Annotated in this window: 19 protein-coding genes, 1 pseudogene and 1 riboswitch; of the genes and pseudogenes, 11 read left to right on the forward strand and 9 right to left on the reverse strand. The window is 70.7% G+C overall.

The annotated features are described in order from the left end of the window. Window positions 1-6: 6 nt before the first annotated feature. Window positions 7-762: a PEP-CTERM sorting domain-containing protein gene (locus LRS14_RS14945; RefSeq protein WP_257800014.1), complete on the forward strand. Its 756-nt coding sequence runs from the start codon at window positions 7-9 to the stop codon at window positions 760-762. Here the strand turns inward: LRS14_RS14945 and metF are convergent. From metF to ahcY, 5 genes and pseudogenes are all read right to left on the reverse strand, one after another. Further along, window positions 746-1,581, reverse strand: a pseudogene (metF, locus tag LRS14_RS14950) (methylenetetrahydrofolate reductase [NAD(P)H]). The gene LRS14_RS14945 and the pseudogene metF sit on opposite strands and share 17 nt — an antisense overlap. 13 nt (window positions 1,582-1,594) lie before the next feature. Then, window positions 1,595-2,329, reverse strand: coding sequence for a TlyA family RNA methyltransferase (locus LRS14_RS14955; RefSeq protein ID WP_257800015.1), 735 nt, complete (start codon window positions 2,327-2,329; stop codon window positions 1,595-1,597). Then, a complete protein-coding gene (locus LRS14_RS14960; protein WP_257800016.1) occupies window positions 2,319-2,789 on the reverse strand; it encodes a type II toxin-antitoxin system VapC family toxin in 471 nt (156 codons plus the stop codon). Before LRS14_RS14960 ends, LRS14_RS14955 begins: the two co-directional genes overlap by 11 nt. Continuing rightward, window positions 2,779-3,096 (reverse strand): FitA-like ribbon-helix-helix domain-containing protein, encoded by a 318-nt coding sequence (locus tag LRS14_RS14965; RefSeq protein ID WP_257800017.1) that lies wholly within the window; start codon window positions 3,094-3,096, stop codon window positions 2,779-2,781. Before LRS14_RS14965 ends, LRS14_RS14960 begins: the two co-directional genes overlap by 11 nt. Before the next feature lie 68 nt (window positions 3,097-3,164). Then, entirely contained in the window at window positions 3,165-4,592 is a 1,428-nt protein-coding gene (ahcY, locus tag LRS14_RS14970) for an adenosylhomocysteinase (RefSeq protein WP_257800018.1), read from the reverse strand. Between the two features lie 78 nt (window positions 4,593-4,670). Next, a riboswitch (S-adenosyl-L-homocysteine riboswitch) is annotated at window positions 4,671-4,767 on the reverse strand. 96 nt (window positions 4,768-4,863) lie between these two features. On the opposite strand from ahcY, the gene LRS14_RS14975 reads away from it, so the two are divergent. Then, window positions 4,864-5,673, forward strand: coding sequence for an HAD-IIB family hydrolase (locus LRS14_RS14975; protein ID WP_257800019.1), 810 nt, complete (start codon window positions 4,864-4,866; stop codon window positions 5,671-5,673). Next, window positions 5,670-6,869 carry a YbfB/YjiJ family MFS transporter gene (locus LRS14_RS14980; RefSeq protein ID WP_257800020.1) on the forward strand — a complete coding sequence of 400 codons (1,200 nt, stop codon included), beginning with the start codon at window positions 5,670-5,672 and terminating at the stop codon, window positions 6,867-6,869. The genes LRS14_RS14975 and LRS14_RS14980 overlap by 4 nt, the downstream gene beginning before the upstream one ends. Before the next feature lie 27 nt (window positions 6,870-6,896). On the opposite strand, the gene LRS14_RS14985 is transcribed toward LRS14_RS14980, so the two are convergent. From LRS14_RS14985 to metK, 3 genes are all read right to left on the reverse strand, one after another. Beyond that, the gene (locus LRS14_RS14985) at window positions 6,897-7,808 is read right to left on the reverse strand and encodes a transglutaminase family protein (RefSeq protein WP_083440260.1); all 912 of its coding nucleotides are present in this window, start codon (window positions 7,806-7,808) and stop codon (window positions 6,897-6,899) included. 136 nt (window positions 7,809-7,944) lie between these two features. After that, window positions 7,945-9,042, reverse strand: a complete 1,098-nt coding sequence (locus LRS14_RS14990; RefSeq protein ID WP_257800021.1) for a DNA glycosylase AlkZ-like family protein — start codon at window positions 9,040-9,042, stop codon at window positions 7,945-7,947. Window positions 9,043-9,128: 86 nt separating this feature from the next. Continuing rightward, on the reverse strand, window positions 9,129-10,310 hold the full coding sequence (gene metK, locus LRS14_RS14995; RefSeq protein ID WP_046110824.1) for a methionine adenosyltransferase: 1,182 nt from the start codon (window positions 10,308-10,310) through the stop codon (window positions 9,129-9,131). Between the two features lie 193 nt (window positions 10,311-10,503). On the opposite strand from metK, the gene LRS14_RS15000 reads away from it, so the two are divergent. The 7 genes from LRS14_RS15000 to LRS14_RS15030 all read left to right on the forward strand — a co-directional run bounded on the left by LRS14_RS15000 (window position 10,504) and on the right by LRS14_RS15030 (window position 16,284). Then, the gene (locus LRS14_RS15000; protein ID WP_257800022.1) at window positions 10,504-11,373 is read left to right on the forward strand and encodes a lysophospholipid acyltransferase family protein; all 870 of its coding nucleotides are present in this window, start codon (window positions 10,504-10,506) and stop codon (window positions 11,371-11,373) included. Next, the gene (locus LRS14_RS15005) at window positions 11,370-12,260 is read left to right on the forward strand and encodes a lysophospholipid acyltransferase family protein (protein ID WP_046110826.1); all 891 of its coding nucleotides are present in this window, start codon (window positions 11,370-11,372) and stop codon (window positions 12,258-12,260) included. Before LRS14_RS15000 ends, LRS14_RS15005 begins: the two co-directional genes overlap by 4 nt. Before the next feature lie 7 nt (window positions 12,261-12,267). Further along, window positions 12,268-13,119 (forward strand): diaminopimelate epimerase, encoded by an 852-nt coding sequence (gene dapF, locus LRS14_RS15010; protein ID WP_046110827.1) that lies wholly within the window; start codon window positions 12,268-12,270, stop codon window positions 13,117-13,119. Between the two features lie 8 nt (window positions 13,120-13,127). Next, on the forward strand, window positions 13,128-13,799 hold the full coding sequence (locus LRS14_RS15015) for a DUF484 family protein (protein WP_257800488.1): 672 nt from the start codon (window positions 13,128-13,130) through the stop codon (window positions 13,797-13,799). After that, window positions 13,796-14,755: a tyrosine recombinase XerC gene (locus LRS14_RS15020; protein WP_257800023.1), complete on the forward strand. Its 960-nt coding sequence runs from the start codon at window positions 13,796-13,798 to the stop codon at window positions 14,753-14,755. The genes LRS14_RS15015 and LRS14_RS15020 overlap by 4 nt, the downstream gene beginning before the upstream one ends. 88 nt (window positions 14,756-14,843) lie before the next feature. Continuing rightward, complete coding sequence (locus LRS14_RS15025; protein ID WP_157039383.1) at window positions 14,844-15,062, forward strand: hypothetical protein; 219 nt, start codon at window positions 14,844-14,846, stop codon at window positions 15,060-15,062. A gap of 22 nt (window positions 15,063-15,084) precedes the next feature. After that, window positions 15,085-16,284, forward strand: a complete 1,200-nt coding sequence (locus tag LRS14_RS15030; protein WP_257800024.1) for a class I SAM-dependent rRNA methyltransferase — start codon at window positions 15,085-15,087, stop codon at window positions 16,282-16,284. On the opposite strand, the gene LRS14_RS15035 is transcribed toward LRS14_RS15030, so the two are convergent. Then, on the reverse strand, window positions 16,274-16,735 hold the full coding sequence (locus LRS14_RS15035) for an Lrp/AsnC family transcriptional regulator (RefSeq protein WP_257800025.1): 462 nt from the start codon (window positions 16,733-16,735) through the stop codon (window positions 16,274-16,276). The genes LRS14_RS15030 and LRS14_RS15035 overlap by 11 nt on opposite strands. Before the next feature lie 154 nt (window positions 16,736-16,889). On the opposite strand from LRS14_RS15035, the gene glmS reads away from it, so the two are divergent. Beyond that, the gene (gene glmS, locus LRS14_RS15040; RefSeq protein WP_257800026.1) at window positions 16,890-18,719 is read left to right on the forward strand and encodes a glutamine--fructose-6-phosphate transaminase (isomerizing); all 1,830 of its coding nucleotides are present in this window, start codon (window positions 16,890-16,892) and stop codon (window positions 18,717-18,719) included. Window position 18,720: the final 1 nt, after the last annotated feature.

Consider the following 18,720-nt stretch of genomic DNA (forward strand, 5'->3'; position numbering starts at 1 on the left):
GATGCGATGAAGCTGCCGATCCCGACCGCGGCCACCCTGTTGGCCCTGACCCTGCTGGCCGCCACGCCGGCCGCGCGCGCCGTGGTGCTGTACGACGCGGCCGCCGGTACGCTGCCCAGCGCGCAGGGTTGGTTCACCAGCAGCACCGCAGGTGCGGTGGCGGGCAGCCAGTCGGTGGCCGGCGGCGTGCTCACGATCGACTCCACCGGCGCGGGCGTCGTGGCCTTCGGCAACGCGCGCGTCAGCCCGGTGGCGCTGGACGCCACCAGCGGCTATGCGGTCGACTTCTCGCTGAAGCTGCTGTCCGAAAGCCACGCCAGCGCCAACCGCGCCGGCTTTTCGCTGCTGCTGGTGGGCAGCAACCCGGCGCAGTCGGTGGAGCTTTCGTTCTGGGACAACCGGGTGTGGGTTCCGAGCTTCGATGCGGCCGACCCGGACCGCTTCGTGCAGGGCGCCGGTGCCGCTTTCGACACCACGGCCGCGATGACCGACTACCGCCTGGTGGTGCAGGGCGGCGGCTACAGCCTCAGCGCCGGTGGCCAGGCGCTGTTCAGCGGCACGCTGCAGAACTACGCAGCCGGGGGCTCGCCGTACAACATGGCCAATGTCGTGTTCTTCGGCGACAACAGCTCGCGCGGCAGCGCCGCGGTGGCGCTGGGGGCCGTGTCGGTCAGCGCGGTGCCCGAGCCGGGCACCTGGGCGCTGATGCTGGCCGGCCTGGGCGCGGTGGCGCTGGCCGGCCGCTTCAGGCGCCAAGTCTGAGCCGCCTGCACAGCTCCAGGGTCAGCGCGCTCTGGTTCATCGTGTAGAAGTGGATGCCCGGCGCTCCGCCGGCGATCAGCCGCTCGCACAGCGCGGTGATCACGTCCAGGCCGAAGGCGCGGATCGAGGCTGCGTCGTCCATGAAGCCTTCCATCTTCATCGCCACCCAGCGCGGGATCTCGATGCCGTCGCGCTGCGCGAACTGCGCGATCTTCGCGAAGTTGTGGAAGGGCATGATGCCCGGCACCACCGGCACCTCGGCGCCCAGCTTGCGCGTCTGCTCCTGAAGTGGAAGTAGGCGTCGGGGTTGAAGAAGAACTGCGTGATGGACGCACTGGCCCCGGCCTTGACCTTGTCGGCGTAGTGCTGCAGGTCGCGCGCGGCATAGCGCTGCTCGGGGTGGTATTCGGGGTAGGCCGCCACCTCGATCTCCCAGTCGGGCCCTTGCGTCTCGCGGATGAAGCGCACCAGCTCCGAGGCATAGCGGAACTCGCCCGCGGTGGCGGTGCCGCTGGGCAGGTCGCCGCGCAGCGCCACGATGCGGCGGATGTTCTGCGCGCGGTAGGTGGCCAGGATCTGCGCAATGCCTTCGCGGGTGGAACCCACGCAGGACAGGTGCGGCGCGGCTTCGAAGCCCGCGGCCGCGATGGCGCTCACGGTGGCCAGCGTCTTGTCGCGCGTGGCGCCGCCGGCGCCGTAGGTCACGCTGAAGAACTCGGGCTTCAGCGCGCCCAGGTCCTGCACCACGGTCTTGAGCTTGTCGTCGCCCACCGGCGTGTTGGGGGGAAAGAACTCGAAGCTGATCGGCACGGTGTTCATGGTCGGTGTCTCGCTAGGTGCTTCGTGCATGCACGAAGAATTCGGTGTTGCCGTCGCCGCCGGCGATCGGGCTTTCAAAGTAGTCGGCCACCTGCAGGCCCTGGGCTTCGCAGGCGGCGCGCAGCCGCTGTTCCACCACCGGGTACGACGAGGCGCTCTTCACCAGCCCGCCCTTGCCGATGTGCTGGGGCTGCAGCTCGAACTGCGGCTTGACCAGCATCAGCAGCTCGCCGCCGCCGGGCTGCAGCAGCGGCGCAATGGCCGGCAGCACCAGCGTCAGCGAGATGAACGACAGGTCGCCGACGATGAGGCCGAAGCGGCCGAGCGAGGCCTCCACGTGCCGCGCGTTGACGCCTTCCAGCGCCTGCACCCGCGGGTCGCTGCGCAGCCGCGGATGCAGCTGGCCATGGCCCACGTCGATGCCCACCACGCGCGCCGCGCCGCGTGACAGCAGCACGTCGGTGAAGCCGCCGGTGCTCTGGCCCACGTCCAGGCAGTCGCGGCCCGACGGGTCCAGCCCGGTGTGCTGCAGCGCGCCTTCCAGCTTGAGTCCGCCGCGCGACACCCAGCGCAGCTCGGCGTCGTCGGTCACCTCCAGCACGCTGCCCGGCGCCAGGTCTTCGCCCGACTTGCGCAGCACGCGGCCGGGGGCCCCCTGCACCCGAACGGCCCCGCGTTCGATCAAGCGCTGCGCCGCGGAACGCGTCGGCGCCAGGCCGAGTTGAACGATCAGCAGGTCAGCGTGCATCGTTGGCTTCCCGGTCGAGCGAGGCGAGGTGGCGTTGCGCCGCCTCGCCCAGCCGGCGGTCGAAGGTGAGCAGCGGGCAGCGCAGCGCATCGGCCAGGGCGAGGTAGCCGGCGTCGTAGGCCGACAGCGCATAACGGGTGGCGAGTGCCGCCACCACGGTGAAGTCGACCTCCGCACGCTGCAGTGCCAGCCGCGCCAGGTCGCCCAAGGCCTCACTGGCCGCTTCGGGCGCCGCGCCGCGGCGCATCTTGGTGACGGCGACGCTGGTCACTTCCCAATCGATCAGCGAAGGCGCATGCAAGGCATAGCCGCCGGCCGCGGCACGGGCCTGCTCGGCTTCGGGCTCGTCGAACAGCAAGGCGCAGATCAGGCTGGCGTCCACCACGGCGGGCGGCTGAGCCAGGTAGGCGGGCGGTGGTTCGGCCACCAGCAATACCCGCGGCGCAGGCTCAACGGCCATCGGCTTCGTCGCGCAAGGCGCGCAGGATGTCGGTCGACCGGCCGCTGGCCACGGGATCAGCGCCGAAACGGCCCCGCGCCCGCTGCGCTGCCTCAGCCACCGACAGCGGCCGCGCGGCGAGGCCGGCCGTCCGCGCGGAAGGCATCCGGGCCGACTGCACCGGCATCGGGGTTGCCTCGTCTCCCACGGCGGCGCCCAGCAGCGCCATCAGCTCGCCTTGCAGCGAGCGATGGTGCTGCGCGGCCCGCTCACGCAGGCGCTGCGCCCAGGCGTCGGGAACGCCCTTGATCGACAGGTTAATGCTCATGGCAGCTCCGGATCCGGAATGGCGCCATTCTGACGCCATTCCGGAACGCCGTGCAGGTCAGGGGCCGATCAGTACCGGTAGGTGTCCGGCTTGTACGGGCCCTGCTTGCTCACGCCGATGTAGGCCGCCTGTTCGTCCGTCAGCTCCGTCAGCATCGCGCCCACCTTCTTCAGGTGCAGCCGCGCCACCTTCTCGTCCAGGTGCTTGGGCAGCACGTAGACCTGGCCCGACTGGTAGGCGTCGGGGCGGGTGAACAGCTCGATCTGCGCGATCGTCTGGTTGGCGAAGGACGAGCTCATCACGAAGCTGGGGTGGCCGGTGCCGCAGCCCAGGTTCACCAGGCGGCCCTTGGCCAGCAGGATGATCCGCTTGCCGTCCGGGAAGATCACGTGGTCGACCTGCGGCTTGATCTCTTCCCACTCGTACTGCTCGAGCGACGCCACGTCGATCTCGTTGTCGAAGTGGCCGATGTTGCAGACGATGGCCTGGTCCTTCATCGCGGCCATGTGCTCATGGCGGATGACGTCCTTGTTGCCCGTGGTCGTCACGAAGATGTCGGCCTTGTCGGCGGCGTATTCCATCGTCACCACCTTGTAGCCCTCCATCGCGGCCTGCAGCGCGTTGATGGGGTCGATCTCGGTCACCCACACCTGGGCGCTCAGCGCGCGCAGGGCCTGGGCCGAGCCCTTGCCCACGTCGCCGTAGCCGGCCACGCAGGCCACCTTGCCGGCGATCATCACGTCGGTCGCGCGCTTGATGCCGTCCACCAGCGATTCACGGCAGCCGTACAGGTTGTCGAACTTGCTCTTGGTGACCGAGTCGTTGACGTTGATGGCGCGGAACAGCAGCGTGCCCTTGGCGCTCATCTCCTTCAGGCGGTGCACGCCGGTGGTCGTCTCTTCAGTCACGCCGATGATCTGCGCGCTCTTGCGGGTGTACCAGCTGCCGTCCTCGGCGATCTTGGCCTTGATGGCGGCGAACAGCTCGCGCTCTTCCTCGCTCGTCGGGTTGGCGATCACCGACAGGTCCTTCTCGGCCTTCTGGCCCAGGTGCATCAGCAGCGTGGCATCGCCGCCGTCGTCCAGGATCATGTTCGGGCCTTCGCCCTCGGTGCCCTTGGCGCCGAACTCGAAGATGCGGTGGGTGTAGTCCCAGTAGTCCTTCAGCGACTCGCCCTTGTACGCGAACACCGGCGTGCCGGTGTCCACCAGCGCGGCAGCGGCATGGTCCTGGGTCGAGAAGATGTTGCACGAGGCCCAGCGCACCTGGGCGCCCAGGGCCTGCAGCGTCTCCACCAGCACGGCGGTCTGGATGGTCATGTGCAGCGAGCCGGTGATGCGCGCGCCCTTCAGCGGCTGGCTCTTCGCGAATTCTTCGCGGATGGCCATCAGGCCGGGCATCTCGGTCTCGGCGATCCGGATTTCCTTGCGGCCCCAGGCAGCAAGCGACGGATCGGCGATGGCGAAGTCTTGGGTGGGCTTGAGAACGGCGTTCATTGGGGGCTCCAGGTCAACGGGCCCGCCGAATCGCGGTCAAGGGAGGCGTGGGAACCGGCTCACCCTGGACACGACACGTGCGGGTGAGCGCTGTTGCAATCCGCGGGCGGCAGGCCTGCCGCGGCGGGGTCCGAGCCTGGGGCACTGGATGTGCCTTGCAACGCTCCTCGGAAGCGGGGATTGTAATCAGCCGCGGAATTCCTGCAGGCGATCGAAGGCCGGTGGGCTTGCACGGAGGCTGGCCGCGGGCAGCCTGTGCAAGACTGCACGGATGCCTGTTGCAAGCAGTTCACTTCCCTGGTCGGCCGCGCCGGCCGACGCGCTGGCCGGTGTGCTGGGCGTGTTCACCGACATCGACGACACCTTGACCGAGGGGGGCGCCATCGACCCGCCCGCGCTGGCCGCGCTGCAGGCGCTGGACGCGGCCGGCATGCCCGTCATCGCCATCACCGGCAGGCCGCTGGGCTGGAGCCGCGAGTTGGCCGCCACCTGGCCGCTGCGCGCGGTGGCCGCCGAGAACGGCGCGGTGGCGCTGATCCGCCAGGACCAGGGCTGGCACACCGTCTACGCGCAGGACGAGGCCACCCGCGCCGCCAACACGCCGCGGCTGCAGGCCGCCGCCGCCCGCGTGTTGCGCGAGGTGCCCGGCGCCACGTTGGCCCGCGACAGCGCCGGCCGCGTGACCGACATCGCCGTGGACCACAGCGAGTTCAGCCACCTGCCGCCCGAGGCCATCGCCGAGGTGGTGCGGGTGATGCACGCCGAAGGCATGCACTGCAGCGTCAGCTCCATCCACATCAATGGCTGGTACGGCGCGCACGACAAGTGGAGCGGTGCGCAGTGGATGCTGCGCACGCTGTTCGGCCGCGCGCTGGCGCCCGAAGCGGACCGCTGGATCTACGTGGGCGACTCCACCAACGACCAGGCCATGTTCGGCCGCTTCGCGCTCAGCGTGGGCGTGGCCAACCTGCTGCGCTTCGCGGCCGAGCTGCACACCTGGCCGGCGTATCTCACGGCTGGCGAGCGCGGCGCCGGCTTCGCCGAGGTGGCGGAGCGGCTGCTGCAGGGCCGGCGCGGGTGAGCACCGCGCGGCCAAGCCCGGCGCCGGCCGCCGATGCGCCGCAGCCGGCGCGGCTGGGCATCGCCATCTCGCTGGCCCTGGCGGCGGCGGTGTCGCTCGGCCTGGCGCGCTTCTCCTACGCGCTGCTGCTGCCGCCGATGCGGGCCGACCTGGGGTGGAGCTACTTCACCGCCGGCGCGATGAACACGGTGAACGCCGCCGGCTACCTGGCCGGCGCGCTGCTGCTGCCGCGCGCGCTGGCGCGCTGGGACGCGCGGCATGTGCTTCTGGCCGGCGGCGCGGGCGCCGCGCTGGCGCTGGCACTGCATGGGTTGGTGGCGGGCGACGGCCTGCTGTTCATGCTGCGCTTCCTGACCGGGCTGGCCAGCGCCGCCACGTTCGTCGCAGGCGGCTTGCTGGCCGCACGGCTGGCGCAGCGCGCCACGCGGCCCGGCCTGGTGCTGGGGCTGTACTACGGCGGCACCGGCCTGGGCATCGTGCTGTCCGCGCTGGTGGTGCCGCCGCTGGCGGGCGGCGCGGCGGCGCATGCGTGGCAGCACGCCTGGCTGGCGCTGGGCGCCCTGGCCGCGCTGTGCACCGCCATCACCGCCGCCACCACCGGCACGCTGGCGGCGCATCCATCGGCGGCGGGTGGGGGGCAGCGGGTGCGCTGGGCCGCATTCGGCTGGCTGCTGGCTGGCTACCTCATGTTCGGGCTGGGCTACATCGGCTACATGACCTTCGTGGTCACGCTGCTGCGCGAGCAGGGGCTGGCGCCGCGGCTGATCGTGGCCTTCTACGTGCTGCTGGGGCTGGGCGTGGTGGCCTCGTCGTGGCTGTGGGCCGGGCTGCTGCAGCGCTGGCGCGGCGGCCAGCCGCTGGCGCTGCTCAATGGGCTGCTGGCGGCGGCCACGCTGCTGCCGGTGGTCAGCGCGCATCCGGTGGCGGTGTTCGCCTCAGGCGCGCTGTTCGGGGCGGTGTTCCTGTCGGTGGTGGCGGCCACCACCGCCTTCGTGCGCCACAACCTGCCGCCGGCGGCCTGGCCGGCGGGCATCAGCGCCTTCACCATCGTATTCGCGGCCGGGCAGATCGTCGGGCCCAGCATCACCGGCTGGGTGGCGGACGGCCCGGGCGGCCTGGCGCGCGGCTTCGTGCTCTCCGCCGCTGCGCTCGCCCTGGGTGCAGGCCTGGCGCTGAAACAGCGCCCGCTCGGCTGACGCAGGATGTTGGAGGGTGCGACGGCGTCAGCCGGCGCCGGGTGCCCGATCCTCTTCGATGAGCGGCGCCATGTTCAGCATCTGAACCGGGCCGAAGATGGTCGAGAACGCCACGTCCTTGGCGTCGCGGCCGGCGGCGATGCGCACCAGGTCCTCCACCGGCGACATGCGCGTCGGGTCGAACATCATCCACTCGCCGCCGAGGTAGGCCTCGAACACCGCGTGGAAGTCGGGCGGCGGCTCCTCGAACTTGGCGTAGCCCACCACCAGCCGCGCCGGGATGTTCAGCGCGCGGCAGAAGGTGACGCCCAGGTGCGCGAAGTCGCGGCACACGCCCGCCCGGCTGCGGAAGACGTCGGCCGCCGTGGTGGTGGCGGTGGAGGAGCCGGGCCTGTAGTCGATGTTGTCGTGGATCCAGTCGGAGATCGCCTGCACGCGCTGGTAGCCCGGCGGATGCTGGCCGAACATCTTGAAGGCCGCATTGCCCAGCAGGTCGCTTTCGCAGTAGCGGGTGGCCATCAGGTGGTGGAGCACGCAGTCGGGCAGCTCGTTCACCGGCACCTCGGGCGCGCTGGTGTTCCATACCCGAGGCGCCACCTGCACCGTGGCCGCATAGTGCACCGTGAAGTTGCCGGCCGGCGCCTGCAGCCGCAGGAAGCGGTGGTGCTCCAGCGGATCGGGGTACACATGGCTGTCGATCATCGGATCCAGCGTCAGCGCCTCGGCCAGCACCTGCTGGTCGCGCCCGTGCTGCGCATGGATCTGGAACAGGAAGCTGGTGGGCTGCTGCAGCTGGTAGCCCAGCGTGCAGTCGATCTTGAACCGGCGCGAGGGCGGCGGCGCGGCACCCGGGCCGGTGGCGCGCTGGCGCCTGGGCTTGGCCGGTTCCGCGACTTCGATGTGGGAGGGCGCGGGTCGTTTCCTGGTGGCGGTGGTCATGATGGTGGAGCGGTGACGCGAAAGAGCGGGAGGGCGCGTCGACGACGGGCCGGCGCGGCAACGCATTGCAACGCCGGGCCGGCTGGCGGCCCATCGGCGCGCAGGTTCCTGCTTTGTAGGAAGCCGCCGCGCGCGATCAGGTCTGCGCCTCGCGTGCCAGAAAGTGGTGCATGCGCTGCAGTTCTTCGTCCAGCGCGGCGGCGAATCCGCTGTCTTTTGGTGCGCTCTCCACATAGCCGAACGAAGGCACCAGCACCCCCTGCCGCACCGACACATTGGCCCAGCCGATCACCCGGTCGCGCCACAGCAGCGGCAGCGCGTAGTAGCCCCATTGGCGCCGCGGCGCCGGGGTGTAGGCCTCGAAGCGGTAGGCCCAGCCCCACAGCAGCTCGAAGCGCAATCGGTCCCAGACGATGGGGTCGAAGGGCGCCAGCAGCCGCACCTGGTCGGCCGGCTCATGGCGGGCGCTTTGCGGTCGCTCGCCGTCGGGCCACAGCCACTTCACGCCGTCGACAGTGGCGCTGGGCAGGCTCGCGCGGGCATGGGCCAGCGCGGCGCGCAGCTCGGCCCCCAGCTGCGGCGCGCCGTAGCCCAGGTGGCTGACGAGCTGCCCGAGCGTGCGCGCCGGCAGCGGTGCGTACTTGTCCAGCACCAGGGCCAGCAGCGCCGCCGCGCGTTCGGCGGGCGAGCGGCCATCGTCGGCATGGGCCGCGACCGCATACACCCGCACGCCGGCATCGCGCCGCGCCACGCGCAGCAGGCCGCGGTAGTGCATGCCGTCCAGCAGGTGGGTGATCTCGTTGGACTGCCCGCCCCAGGCATTGGTGGTGCGGCCATGCTCGAAGGCGGCCTGCACCTCGCGCGGATGGCTGGGGCCGTGCTCGCGGATGAAGGCCAGCACGCTGGCGGCGCGCCGCTGCTGCGTGCCGTCCCACACTCGCCTGGCGGTGCGCGGATGCATCAGCGCCAGGTGCTCGCGCGGCAGGAAGCCGTAGTTCACCAGCGCGTCTTCCTCGATGGGCAGGCGCGGGTAGCGCCGTTCCAGGTCGCCGGCGCGGTAGTCGCGCACGCGGTGGCGCAGCGTCAGGTCCTGCGCGCGGGCAGGCGCGCGGATCGGATCGGCCTGCACGAAGCCCAGCTGCCGGATGGCCGCGGGCAGCGTCGTGGGCGTGAACAGCGTGCGGGCAACGGCGTGGCGCCGCAGGTGGTCGAGGGTGACGGGCTTGGTGGCCATGGGCGACGGGGGGCGCCATGAAAAACGGCACCGGGGTGAGCGGTGCCGTCGATTCTGGCGGGGTCAGGCGCGGCAGCGCCGAAGGGCTATCGACCTGCCGCTGCGCGCAGGGCAGCGGCCTTGTCCGTGCGCTCCCAGGTGAACTCGGGCTCCTCGCGGCCGAAGTGGCCGTAGGCCGCCGTCTTGGTGTAGATCGGCCGCAGCAGGTCCAGCATCTGGATGATGCCCTTGGGCCGCAGGTCGAAGTGCTCCTGCACCAGCGCGGCGATCTGGTCGTCGGGGATGACGCCGGTGCCTTCGGTGTAGACGGTCACGTTCATCGGGCGGGCCACGCCGATGGCGTAGGCCACCTGGATCTGGCACTGGCGCGCCAGGCCGGCGGCCACGATGTTCTTGGCCACGTAGCGCGCGGCATAGGCGGCCGAGCGGTCCACCTTGGTCGGGTCCTTGCCCGAGAAGGCGCCACCGCCGTGCGGGCAGGCGCCGCCGTAGGTGTCGACGATGATCTTGCGGCCGGTCAGGCCGCAGTCGCCCTGCGGGCCGCCGATGACGAAGCGGCCGGTCGGATTGATCAGGTACTTGGTGTCCTGCAGCCACTCCTTGGGCAGCACCGGCTTGATGATCTCCTCGATCACCGCCTCGGTGAACGACGCCTTCATCTTGCTCTGCGTCTCGCTCTGGTCGGGGCTGTGCTGGGTGCTCAGCACGACGGTGTCGATGCTGTGCGGCTTGCCGTCGACGTAGCGCATCGTCACCTGGCTCTTGGCGTCGGGGCGCAGGAAGGGCAGGCGGCCGTCCTTGCGCAGCTGGGCCTGGCGCTCCACCAGCCGGTGGGCGTAATAGATCGGCGCGGGCATCAGCTCGGGCGTCTCGTCGCAGGCGTAGCCGAACATCAGGCCCTGGTCGCCGGCGCCGGTGTTCAGGTGGTCGTCGCTGGCATGGTCCACGCCCTGGGCGATGTCGTTGCTCTGCTTGTCGTAGGCCACCAGCACCGCGCAGCCCTTGTAGTCGATGCCGTACTCGGTGTTGTCGTAGCCGATGCGCTTGATGGTGTCGCGCGCCACCTGGATGTAGTCCACGTGCGCGTTGGTGGTGATCTCGCCCGCCAGCACCACCAGGCCGGTGTTGGTCAGGGTCTCGGCGGCCACGCGGCTGCGCGGGTCCTGGGTGAAGATCGCGTCCAGGATCGCATCGGAAATCTGGTCGGCCACCTTGTCGGGATGGCCCTCGGAGACGGACTCCGAGGTGAAGAGAAAGTCGTTCGCCACTTGCTTAAACTCCGTGAGTTGGTTGGTTCCTGCGCGTTGCCGGCCAGGAAACTCTGGAGAGCGGCGAACGCTTTAGCAGCATTTGTTGAGCCCCGGCCTGAAAGCCTGGAACCCGGCGCCCGGGCTGTTTCGGCCCTGGCGCATCGCCCCGCAAGTTGTTCAGTAACTCGGCGATGCGCCAATTATAGGAACCATGCTTTCTTTCATTCGCTGGATATCGAGGCGGCCCTTGCGCCTTCTCCACGGGGCGGGCTCCTTGCTGGGCTGGCTGGCCTGGGCGGGCTCGTCCTCCTACCGGCGGCGCTGCCGCGAGAACGCCGATCTGGCCGGCCTCACCCGCGCGCAGCAGCGTGCCGCCATCGGCCAGGCCGGCCGGCTGGCGGCCGAGCTGCCCTGGCTGTGGCTGGGCCCGGCTGCGCAGCCCATCGAGCGCTGGTGCCGCTGGCAGGGCGCCGAGCTGATCGACGAGGCGCTGCAGGCCGCCCGCGGCCTGGTGCTGCTGACGCCGCACATGGGCAGCTTCGAGGTGTGCGCCCAGGCCTATGCCGAGCGCTTCGGCGCGCGCCGGCCGATGACTGCGCTGTACCGCCCGGCCCGCCAGCCCTGGCTGCGCGAGCTGGAGGAAACCGCGCGCGCCCGCCCCGGCCTGGCCACCGCGCCGGCCTCGCTGGCCGGCGTGCGGCAGATGATGCGGGCGCTGCGCAAGGGCGACACCATCGGCCTGCTGCCCGACCAGGTACCGCCCGAAGGCATGGGCGTGTGGGCGCCGTTCTTCGGCAAGCCCGCCTACACCATGACGCTGGCCACCCGGCTGCTGCTGCAGACCGGTGCCACGCTGCTGCTGATGTGGGCCGAGCGCCTGCCCGGCGCGCAGGGCTGGGTGCTGCATGTGAGCGCGCCTGCCGAGCCCATGCCCGCCCAGGCCGCGGACGATGAGGCGCTGCAGCTCGCCTGCGCCGCCTTCGTCAACCGAGAAATGGAACGCCTGATCCGCCAATCCCCGTCGCAGTACCTCTGGGGCTACCACCGCTACCGCACGCCACGCGACTCGCTGCCCACATGAGCCATCTCTCCGCCCGCTTGACGCTGGCCTTGCTGTGGCTGCTGCACCTGCTGCCGCTGGGCCTGCAGGCCTTCATCGGCGCCCAGACCGGCCGCCTGCTGCATGCGCTGGCCGGCTCGCGCCGCCGAATCGCGCGCCGCAACGTGGCGCTGTGCTTTCCCGAGAAGAGCGCGGCCGAGCAGGATGCGCTGGTGCGCGAGCACTTCCGCTGGCTGGGCCGCAGCCTGCTGGAGCGCGGCCTGCTGTGGTGGGCCTCGCCACAGCGGCTGCGCCGGCTCATCCATGTGGAAGGCGACGTGAAGCTGGCCGAGACCGCGGGCCGCCCGGTGATGTGGCTGGTGCCGCACTTCATGGGGCTGGACGTGGCGGGCTCGGCCACCCAGCTGTTCCAGAGCCGGCTGGTGGGCTCCATCTACCAGGCGCAGAGCAACGCGGTGTTCGACGCCGCCATGCGCCGCGGCCGGGTGCGCTTCGGCCAGGGCGACATCTTCTCGCGCAAGGAAGGCCTGCTGCCGCTGATGCGCGCCATCCGCCAGCGCGGCTTCATGTTCTTCAACCTGCCGGACATGGACTTCGGCCGCCGCGAGGCCGCCTTCGTGCCGTTCTTCGGCGTGCCGGCGGCCACGCTGCTGGCGCCTTCCAAGCTGGCGCGGGCGCTGGACATGGTGGTGCAGCCGGTGGTGGCCGAGATGCTGCCCGGCGGCCAGGGCTACCGCGTGCGCTTCCTGCCGCCTTGGACCGACTTCCCGACCGACGACCCGGTGGCCGACGTGGCCCGCATGAACCGCTGGATCGAGCAGGAAGTGCGGCGCAATCCGGCGCAGTACCTGTGGGTGCACAAGCGCTTCAAGACCCGGCCCGAGGGCGAGCCGAAGCTGTACCGATAATCGACCGATGCGACTGAAGTTCACCAAGATGCAGGGCGCGGGCAACGACTTCGTCGTGCTCGACGGCACCGCCGCGCCCGTCGACCTGCAGCCCGAACAGGCGCGCGCGCTCGGCGACCGCCGCTTCGGCGTGGGTGCCGACCAGATCCTGGTGGTGGAGCGCAGCGGCACGCCGGGCATCGATTTCCGCTACCGCATCTTCAACAACACCGGCGACGAGGTGGAGCACTGCGGCAACGGCGCGCGCTGCTTCGTGCGCTACGTGCACGAGCACGGCCTGACCGACCGCCGCAGCGTGCGCGTGGAGACGATGAACCGCGTGATCGAGCTGCATTTGCAGGACGACGGCCGCGTCACGGTCGACATGGGCGAGCCGGTGTTCGACCTGCTGGAAGTGCCCTTCGATTCCACCGGCCTCACGCCGCGCGCCGAAGGCCACGGCCTGCTGTGGCCGGTGGAGGTGCAGGGCCATCCGGTGGAGCTGCACATGGTGTCCATGGGCAACCCGCATGCGGTGCAGCGCGTGGCCAACGTCGACAGCGCGCCGGTGCTCACGCAAGGTCCGCTGATCGAGCACCACCTGCGGTTTCCGCAGCGGGTGAACGCCGGCTTCATGCAGGTGGTGGACCGCGGCCGCATCCGGCTGCGCGTGTACGAGCGCGGCGCCGGCGAGACGCTGGCCTGCGGCACCGGCGCCTGCGCCGCCGTGGTCTCGGGCATCCTGCTGGGCTGGCTCGACGGCCGCGTGGACGTGGAAGCCCGGGGTGGCACCCTCACCATCGAATGGGCCGGCCCCGGCCATCCGGTGCTGATGACCGGCCCGGCCGAGACTGTTTTCGAAGGGGAAATCGAACTGTGAGCAATCCATTGGGCACGTCGGGCATCACCGAGACCGACATCGCCAACTACCTGGCCAACACGCCCGGCTTCTTCGAGCGCAACGCCGAGCTGCTGGCCAGCATCCAGCTCACCAGCCCGCACGGCCAGCGGGCCGTCTCGCTGCAGGAGCGGCAGATGGAAATGCTGCGCGACCGCATCAAGGGCCTGGAACACAAGATCGTCGAGATGATCCGCAACGGCCAGGACAACGTGGCCATTGCCGACCGCCTGCACCGCTGGACGCGCGCGCTGATGGACACCGCCGATCCGGCCGAGCTGCCCGCGGTGCTGGTGTCCCAGCTCAAGCACCAGTTCCTGATTCCGCAGGCCGGCGTGCGCGTGTGGGGCGTGGACGAGCGCTATGCGGACCTCCCCTTCGCGCAGGGCGTGAGCGACGACGCCCGCAGCTTCGCCAACAGCCTGACGCTGCCCTACTGCGGCGTGAATTCCGGCTTCGAGCCGGTGCGCTGGCTGGACGACCCCGGCACGGTGATGTCGATCGCCCTGGTGCCGCTGCGCCGCGGCGACGTGGCCTTCGGCCTGGTGGTGCTGGGCTCGCCCGACCCCACGCGCTACAGCGCCGACATGGGCACCGAGTTCCTCATCCGCATCAGCGAACTGGCCGGCGGCGCGCTGGCGCGCCTGCTGCCCCAAGGATGACCCAGCCCGCGGCGCAGCCCGAGCCGCTGCCCGACGACCTGCGGGCCTGGCTGCAGCACCTGGAAGTGGAGCGGCGCCTGGCGCCGCGCACGCTGGTTCTCTACACCGAGGCGCTGCGCCGGCTGGTGCGCGCCGCGCAGGCCCATCCGATCGAGCTGCTGCAGGTGCAGAGCCACCATGTGCGCCGCTGGGCCGCGCAGCTGCACGGCCAGGGCCTGGCGCCACGCAGCATCGCCATCGTGCTGGCCGCCTGGCGCGGCCTGTACCGCTGGTGGGGCGACAACGGCCGCGTGACGCACAACCCGGTGGTAGGCGTGCGGGCGCCCAAGGCCGGCCGGCCGCTGCCCAAGGCCTTGTCGGTGGACCATGCGGTGGCGCTGGCCGACCACCAGCCCACCGACGCCGACCCCGCGCTGCGCGCGCGGGACCATTGCATCGTGGAGCTGCTGTACGGCTGTGGCCTGCGTGTGGGCGAGCTGGTGGCGCTGGACGTGCGCGGCAGCCCGCAGGCCGCCGGCTGGATCGACGCCGAGCCGGCCGACGAGGCCACTGCCCATGTGCTGGGCAAGGGCAGCAAGCGGCGCAGCGTGCCGGTGGGCGGCGCCGCGCGCACCGCGCTGGCGGCCTGGCTGGCGCTGCGCGGCACGCTGGCCAAGCCCGACGAGCCGGCGCTGCTGGTGAGCCGCCGCGGCACCCGCATCACCGCCAGCCAGGTGCGCTCGCGGTTGAAGGCCATCGCGCTGCAGGCCGGACTGCCGGTGCATGTGCATCCGCACATGCTGCGGCACAGCTTCGCCTCGCACCTGCTGCAGTCCAGCGGCGACCTGCGCGCGGTGCAGGAGCTGCTGGGGCACGCCAGCATCGCCACCACACAGGTTTACACGCGGCTCGATTTCCAGCATCTGGCCCAGGTCTACGATGCCGCCCATCCCCGGGCCCGCAAGCGAAGCGGCTGATCCGCCCAGGGTGGCTCTTTTGGGCGATGCCAACGCACAGCCCCTGCGCCGACACTGCCGGCCTGAAGCAGTGCAGGACAAGCAAGACGTGAACTCCAAGACCGATCCCATCTCCTGTGCCGTTGCCGCGGTGGGTACCCTGGTGCTGGGCATTGCGCTCACCGGGCTGTACCGCGCGGTGGAGGCACCCCAGTCCGCCGCCGCGCCGGTGGCCGCGCCCACCGTCACGGTGAAGAACCAGCAGGCCGCCCCCGCCGCGACGGTGCCGGTAAGCCAGCAGGCCACGCCCGCCACGCCGCGCGGCTGACGGCGGCGGCGACAATCGCCGCATGAAAAAGATCAAGCTGCGCGAAGGCCGCGAGCGCTCGCTGCTGCGGCGCCATCCCTGGGTGTTTGCCGGCAGCGTCGTCAGCGGCAAGGCCGATGCGGGCGAGACGGTGCGCGTGGAGTCCGACGAAGGCAAGTTCCTCGCGTGGGCCGCCTACAGCCCCGAATCCACGATCCGCCTGCGGGCCTGGAGCTTCGACGAGCATGAGCGCATCGACCGCGCCTTCTTCGAGCGCCGCCTGCGCACCGCCATCGCGCTGCGCGACTGCCTGCCCATCGCCAGCGACGGCCGCCGCCTGGTACACGGCGAGGCCGATGGCCTGCCTGGCCTGGTGGTCGACCAGTACGGCAACACGCTGAGCGCGCAGTTCCTGGCCACCGGCGCCGAACGCTGGAAGCCGGTGATCGCCGAGCTGCTGCTGCAGATCACCGGCTGCAGCCGGCTCTACGAGCGCTCCGACGCCAGCGTGCGCGAGCTGGAAGGCCTGCCGCATGCCAGCGGCTGGCTGCGCCGCACGCCCGCCGGCGAGGCCGACGACAACAGCAGCCTGGTGATCCACGAGCACGACTGGCGGCTGCAGCTGGACGTGGCGCTGGGCCACAAGACCGGCTTCTACCTCGACCAGCGCGACAACCGCGCGCGCTTTGCCGAGCTGGTGGCGCACTTCGGCGCGCAGCGGGTACTCAACTGCTATTGCTACACCGGCGGCTTCACCGTCGCTGGCCTGAAAGGCGGCGCCACCCAGGTCACCAGCGTGGATTCGTCCGGCCCGGCGCTGGAGATGGCGCGCGCCAACGTGCGGCTCAACGGCCTGGACGACAGCCAGTGCGCCTTCGTCGATGCCGACGTCAACAAGTACCTGCGCGAGCATAAGGCCGCCGGCCACCGCTTCGACGCCATCGTGCTCGACCCGCCGAAGTTCGCGCCGACGGCCGCCGCCGCCGACCGCGCCGCCCGCGCCTACAAGGACATCAACCGGCTGGCGCTGGAGCTGCTGGAGCCGGGCGGCCTGCTGTTCACCTTCTCGTGCTCGGGCGGCATCAGCGCCGACCTGTTCCACAAGATCGTGGCCGGCGCCGGCATGGACGCGGGCGTCAACGGCATCCTGCTGGACCGCCTGTCGGGCGCGTGCGACCACCCGACCACCATCGAATTCCCCGAGGGCGAATACCTCAAGGGCCTGGTGATCGTCAAAAGCTGATCGTGGTGGAGAACTTGGCGCGCTCCACGCTGAAGTAGCTCTTCACGTTGCGCACGTTGGCGTCCTGGGTGAAGAGGCGCTCCACCAGCTGGTTGTAGGCCGCCATGTCGGCCACGCCGACGATCAGCACGAAGTCGGGGCCCGCGGAGGTGCGGTAGCACTGCTGAACGCCGTCGTCGGCCACCGCCCTTTGCTGGAAGGCCGCCAGGTGCTCCGCGCCCTGGCGGTCCAGCGTCACTTCCACCACCGCAGTGAGCTGCGGCCCCAGCCGCTCGGCCGACAGCAGCGCCACCCGGCGTTCGATGTAGCCCTCGTCCACCAAACGCTTGACGCGGCGCAGGCAGGTGGCGGGCGACACATGCGCTGCTGCGGCCAAGTCCTGGTTGGTACGTGAAGCGTCGGTTTGAAGCAACGCGAGCAGGCGGCGATCAATGTCGTCGAGTGAGGGCATGAGAGATTGTTTCGATTGAAAGCCTGTTTTGCACCAAATCACCATGCTGGCCGTGACGTAATTCTGGTCGTCACTCAAGCGCCAATTTCGCAAGAAAATTTCATGCTGTGACGCCTAGCATTCCGTCCATCGTGATCCCAAGAGGGCTTGAACCATGTGTGGCATCGTCGGCGCCGTCAGCACCCGCAACATCGTCCCCATCCTCGTCGAAGGCCTGCGGCGGCTGGAATACCGCGGCTACGACTCCTGCGGCCTGGCGGTGCACCAGGACGGCCAGCTGCGCCGCGCCCGCAGCACCGCCCGCGTGGCCGAGTTGGAAGCGCAGGTGACGCAGGACGCCATCAGCGGCGGCACCGGCATCGCCCACACCCGCTGGGCCACCCATGGGGCGCCGGCGGTGCACAACGCGCATCCACACATCTCGGGCAACCGCATTGCGCTGGTACATAACGGCATCATCGAAAACCACGACGAGCTGCGCGACGAGCTGACGGCCAAGGGCTTCGAGTTCACCAGCCAGACCGACACCGAGGTCATCGCGCACCTGGTCAACCACCTGTACGACGGCGACCTGTTCGAGGCGGTGCAGCAGGCCGTCAAGCGGCTGCGCGGCGCCTACGCCATCGCGGTGTTCTGCCGCGACGAGCCGCACCGGGTGGTCGGCGCGCGCGAGGGCTCGCCGCTGGTGCTGGGCCGCGGCGAGGGCGAGAACTTCCTCGCCTCGGACGCGATGGCGCTGGCCGGCGTCACCGACCAGATCGTCTACCTGGAAGAGGGCGACGTGGTCGACGTGCAGCTCAACAAGGTGTGGATCAACGGCCGCCAGGCCGATGGCAGCCTGCGCCCGGTGGAGCGCGATGTGCGCACCGTGCACGCCCACACCGGCGCGGCCGAGCTGGGCCCGTACCGGCACTACATGCAGAAGGAGATCTTCGAGCAGCCCAAGGCCATCGCCGACACGCTGGAAGCGGTGGCGGGCGTGTCGCCCGAGCTGTTCGGCGACGGCGCCTACGGCGTGTTCAAGGAAGTGGACCAGGTGCTGGTGCTGGCCTGCGGCACCAGCTACTACGCGGGGCTGGTGGCGCGGCAGTGGATCGAATCGCTGGCCGGCGTGCCCACCAACGTGGAGATCGCCAGCGAATACCGCTACCGCGACAGCGTGCCCAACCCGCGCACGCTGGTCGTCACCATCACCCAGAGCGGCGAGACCGCCGACACCCTGGCCGCGCTGAAGCATGCGCGCTCGCTGGGCATGCAGCACACGCTGACGGTGTGCAACGTGGCCACCAGCGCGATGGTGCGCGAGTGCAAGCTGGCCTTCATCACCCGGGCCGGCGCGGAGATCGGGGTGGCCAGCACCAAGGCCTTCACCACCCAGCTGGTCGGCCTGTTCCTGCTGGCGCTGGCGCTGGCGCAGTCACGCGGCCGGTTGAGCGACGAGCAGGAGGCGCTGCACCTGAAGGACCTGCGCCACCTGCCGGCCGCCATCCAGTCGGTGCTGGCGCTGGAGCCGCAGGTGATCGCCTGGAGCGAGGAATTCGCGCGCAAGGAGAACGCCCTGTTCCTGGGCCGCGGGCTGCACTATCCGGTGGCGCTGGAAGGCGCGCTGAAGCTCAAGGAGATCAGCTACATCCACGCCGAGGCCTACCCGGCCGGCGAGCTCAAGCACGGCCCCCTCGCGCTGGTCACCGCCGCGATGCCCGTGGTGACGGTGGCCCCGAACGACCAGCTGCTGGAAAAGCTCAAGAGCAATCTGCAGGAAGTGCGCGCCCGCGGCGGCGAGCTGTTCGTCTTCGCCGACGGCGACTCCTTCATCAAGAGCGAGGCCGGCCTGCATGTGATCCGCATGCCCGAGCACTACGGCTGGCTCTCGCCCATCCTGCACACGGTGCCGCTGCAGCTGCTGGCTTACCACACGGCGTGTGCGCGCGGCACGGACGTGGACAAGCCGCGCAACCTGGCGAAGAGCGTGACGGTGGAGTGAG

Origin of the sequence: Aquincola sp. J276, from assembly GCF_024700035.1 — a bacterium.
Classification (GTDB): domain Bacteria; phylum Pseudomonadota; class Gammaproteobacteria; order Burkholderiales; family Burkholderiaceae_C; genus Aquincola; species Aquincola tertiaricarbonis.

Excerpts from the sequence above, each read along its gene's own strand:
- LRS14_RS14955 (WP_257800015.1), bottom strand. The coding sequence starts at position 2,329 with ATGCACGCTGACCTGCTGATCGTTCAACTCGGCCTGGCGCCGACGCGT.
- LRS14_RS14960 (WP_257800016.1), bottom strand. The coding sequence starts at position 2,789 with ATGGCCGTTGAGCCTGCGCCGCGGGTATTGCTGGTGGCCGAACCACCG.
- ahcY (WP_257800018.1), bottom strand. The coding sequence starts at position 4,592 with ATGAACGCCGTTCTCAAGCCCACCCAAGACTTCGCCATCGCCGATCCG.
- LRS14_RS14965 (WP_257800017.1), bottom strand. The coding sequence starts at position 3,096 with ATGAGCATTAACCTGTCGATCAAGGGCGTTCCCGACGCCTGGGCGCAG.
- LRS14_RS15020 (WP_257800023.1), top strand. The coding sequence starts at position 13,796 with ATGACCCAGCCCGCGGCGCAGCCCGAGCCGCTGCCCGACGACCTGCGG.
- LRS14_RS15005 (WP_046110826.1), top strand. The coding sequence starts at position 11,370 with ATGAGCCATCTCTCCGCCCGCTTGACGCTGGCCTTGCTGTGGCTGCTG.
- LRS14_RS14990 (WP_257800021.1), bottom strand. The coding sequence starts at position 9,042 with ATGGCCACCAAGCCCGTCACCCTCGACCACCTGCGGCGCCACGCCGTT.
- dapF (WP_046110827.1), top strand. The coding sequence starts at position 12,268 with ATGCGACTGAAGTTCACCAAGATGCAGGGCGCGGGCAACGACTTCGTC.
- LRS14_RS15035 (WP_257800025.1), bottom strand. The coding sequence starts at position 16,735 with ATGCCCTCACTCGACGACATTGATCGCCGCCTGCTCGCGTTGCTTCAA.
- LRS14_RS14985 (WP_083440260.1), bottom strand. The coding sequence starts at position 7,808 with ATGACCACCGCCACCAGGAAACGACCCGCGCCCTCCCACATCGAAGTC.
- glmS (WP_257800026.1), top strand. The coding sequence starts at position 16,890 with ATGTGTGGCATCGTCGGCGCCGTCAGCACCCGCAACATCGTCCCCATC.
- LRS14_RS14975 (WP_257800019.1), top strand. The coding sequence starts at position 4,864 with ATGCCTGTTGCAAGCAGTTCACTTCCCTGGTCGGCCGCGCCGGCCGAC.
- LRS14_RS15030 (WP_257800024.1), top strand. The coding sequence starts at position 15,085 with ATGAAAAAGATCAAGCTGCGCGAAGGCCGCGAGCGCTCGCTGCTGCGG.
- LRS14_RS15000 (WP_257800022.1), top strand. The coding sequence starts at position 10,504 with ATGCTTTCTTTCATTCGCTGGATATCGAGGCGGCCCTTGCGCCTTCTC.
- LRS14_RS14945 (WP_257800014.1), top strand. The coding sequence starts at position 7 with ATGAAGCTGCCGATCCCGACCGCGGCCACCCTGTTGGCCCTGACCCTG.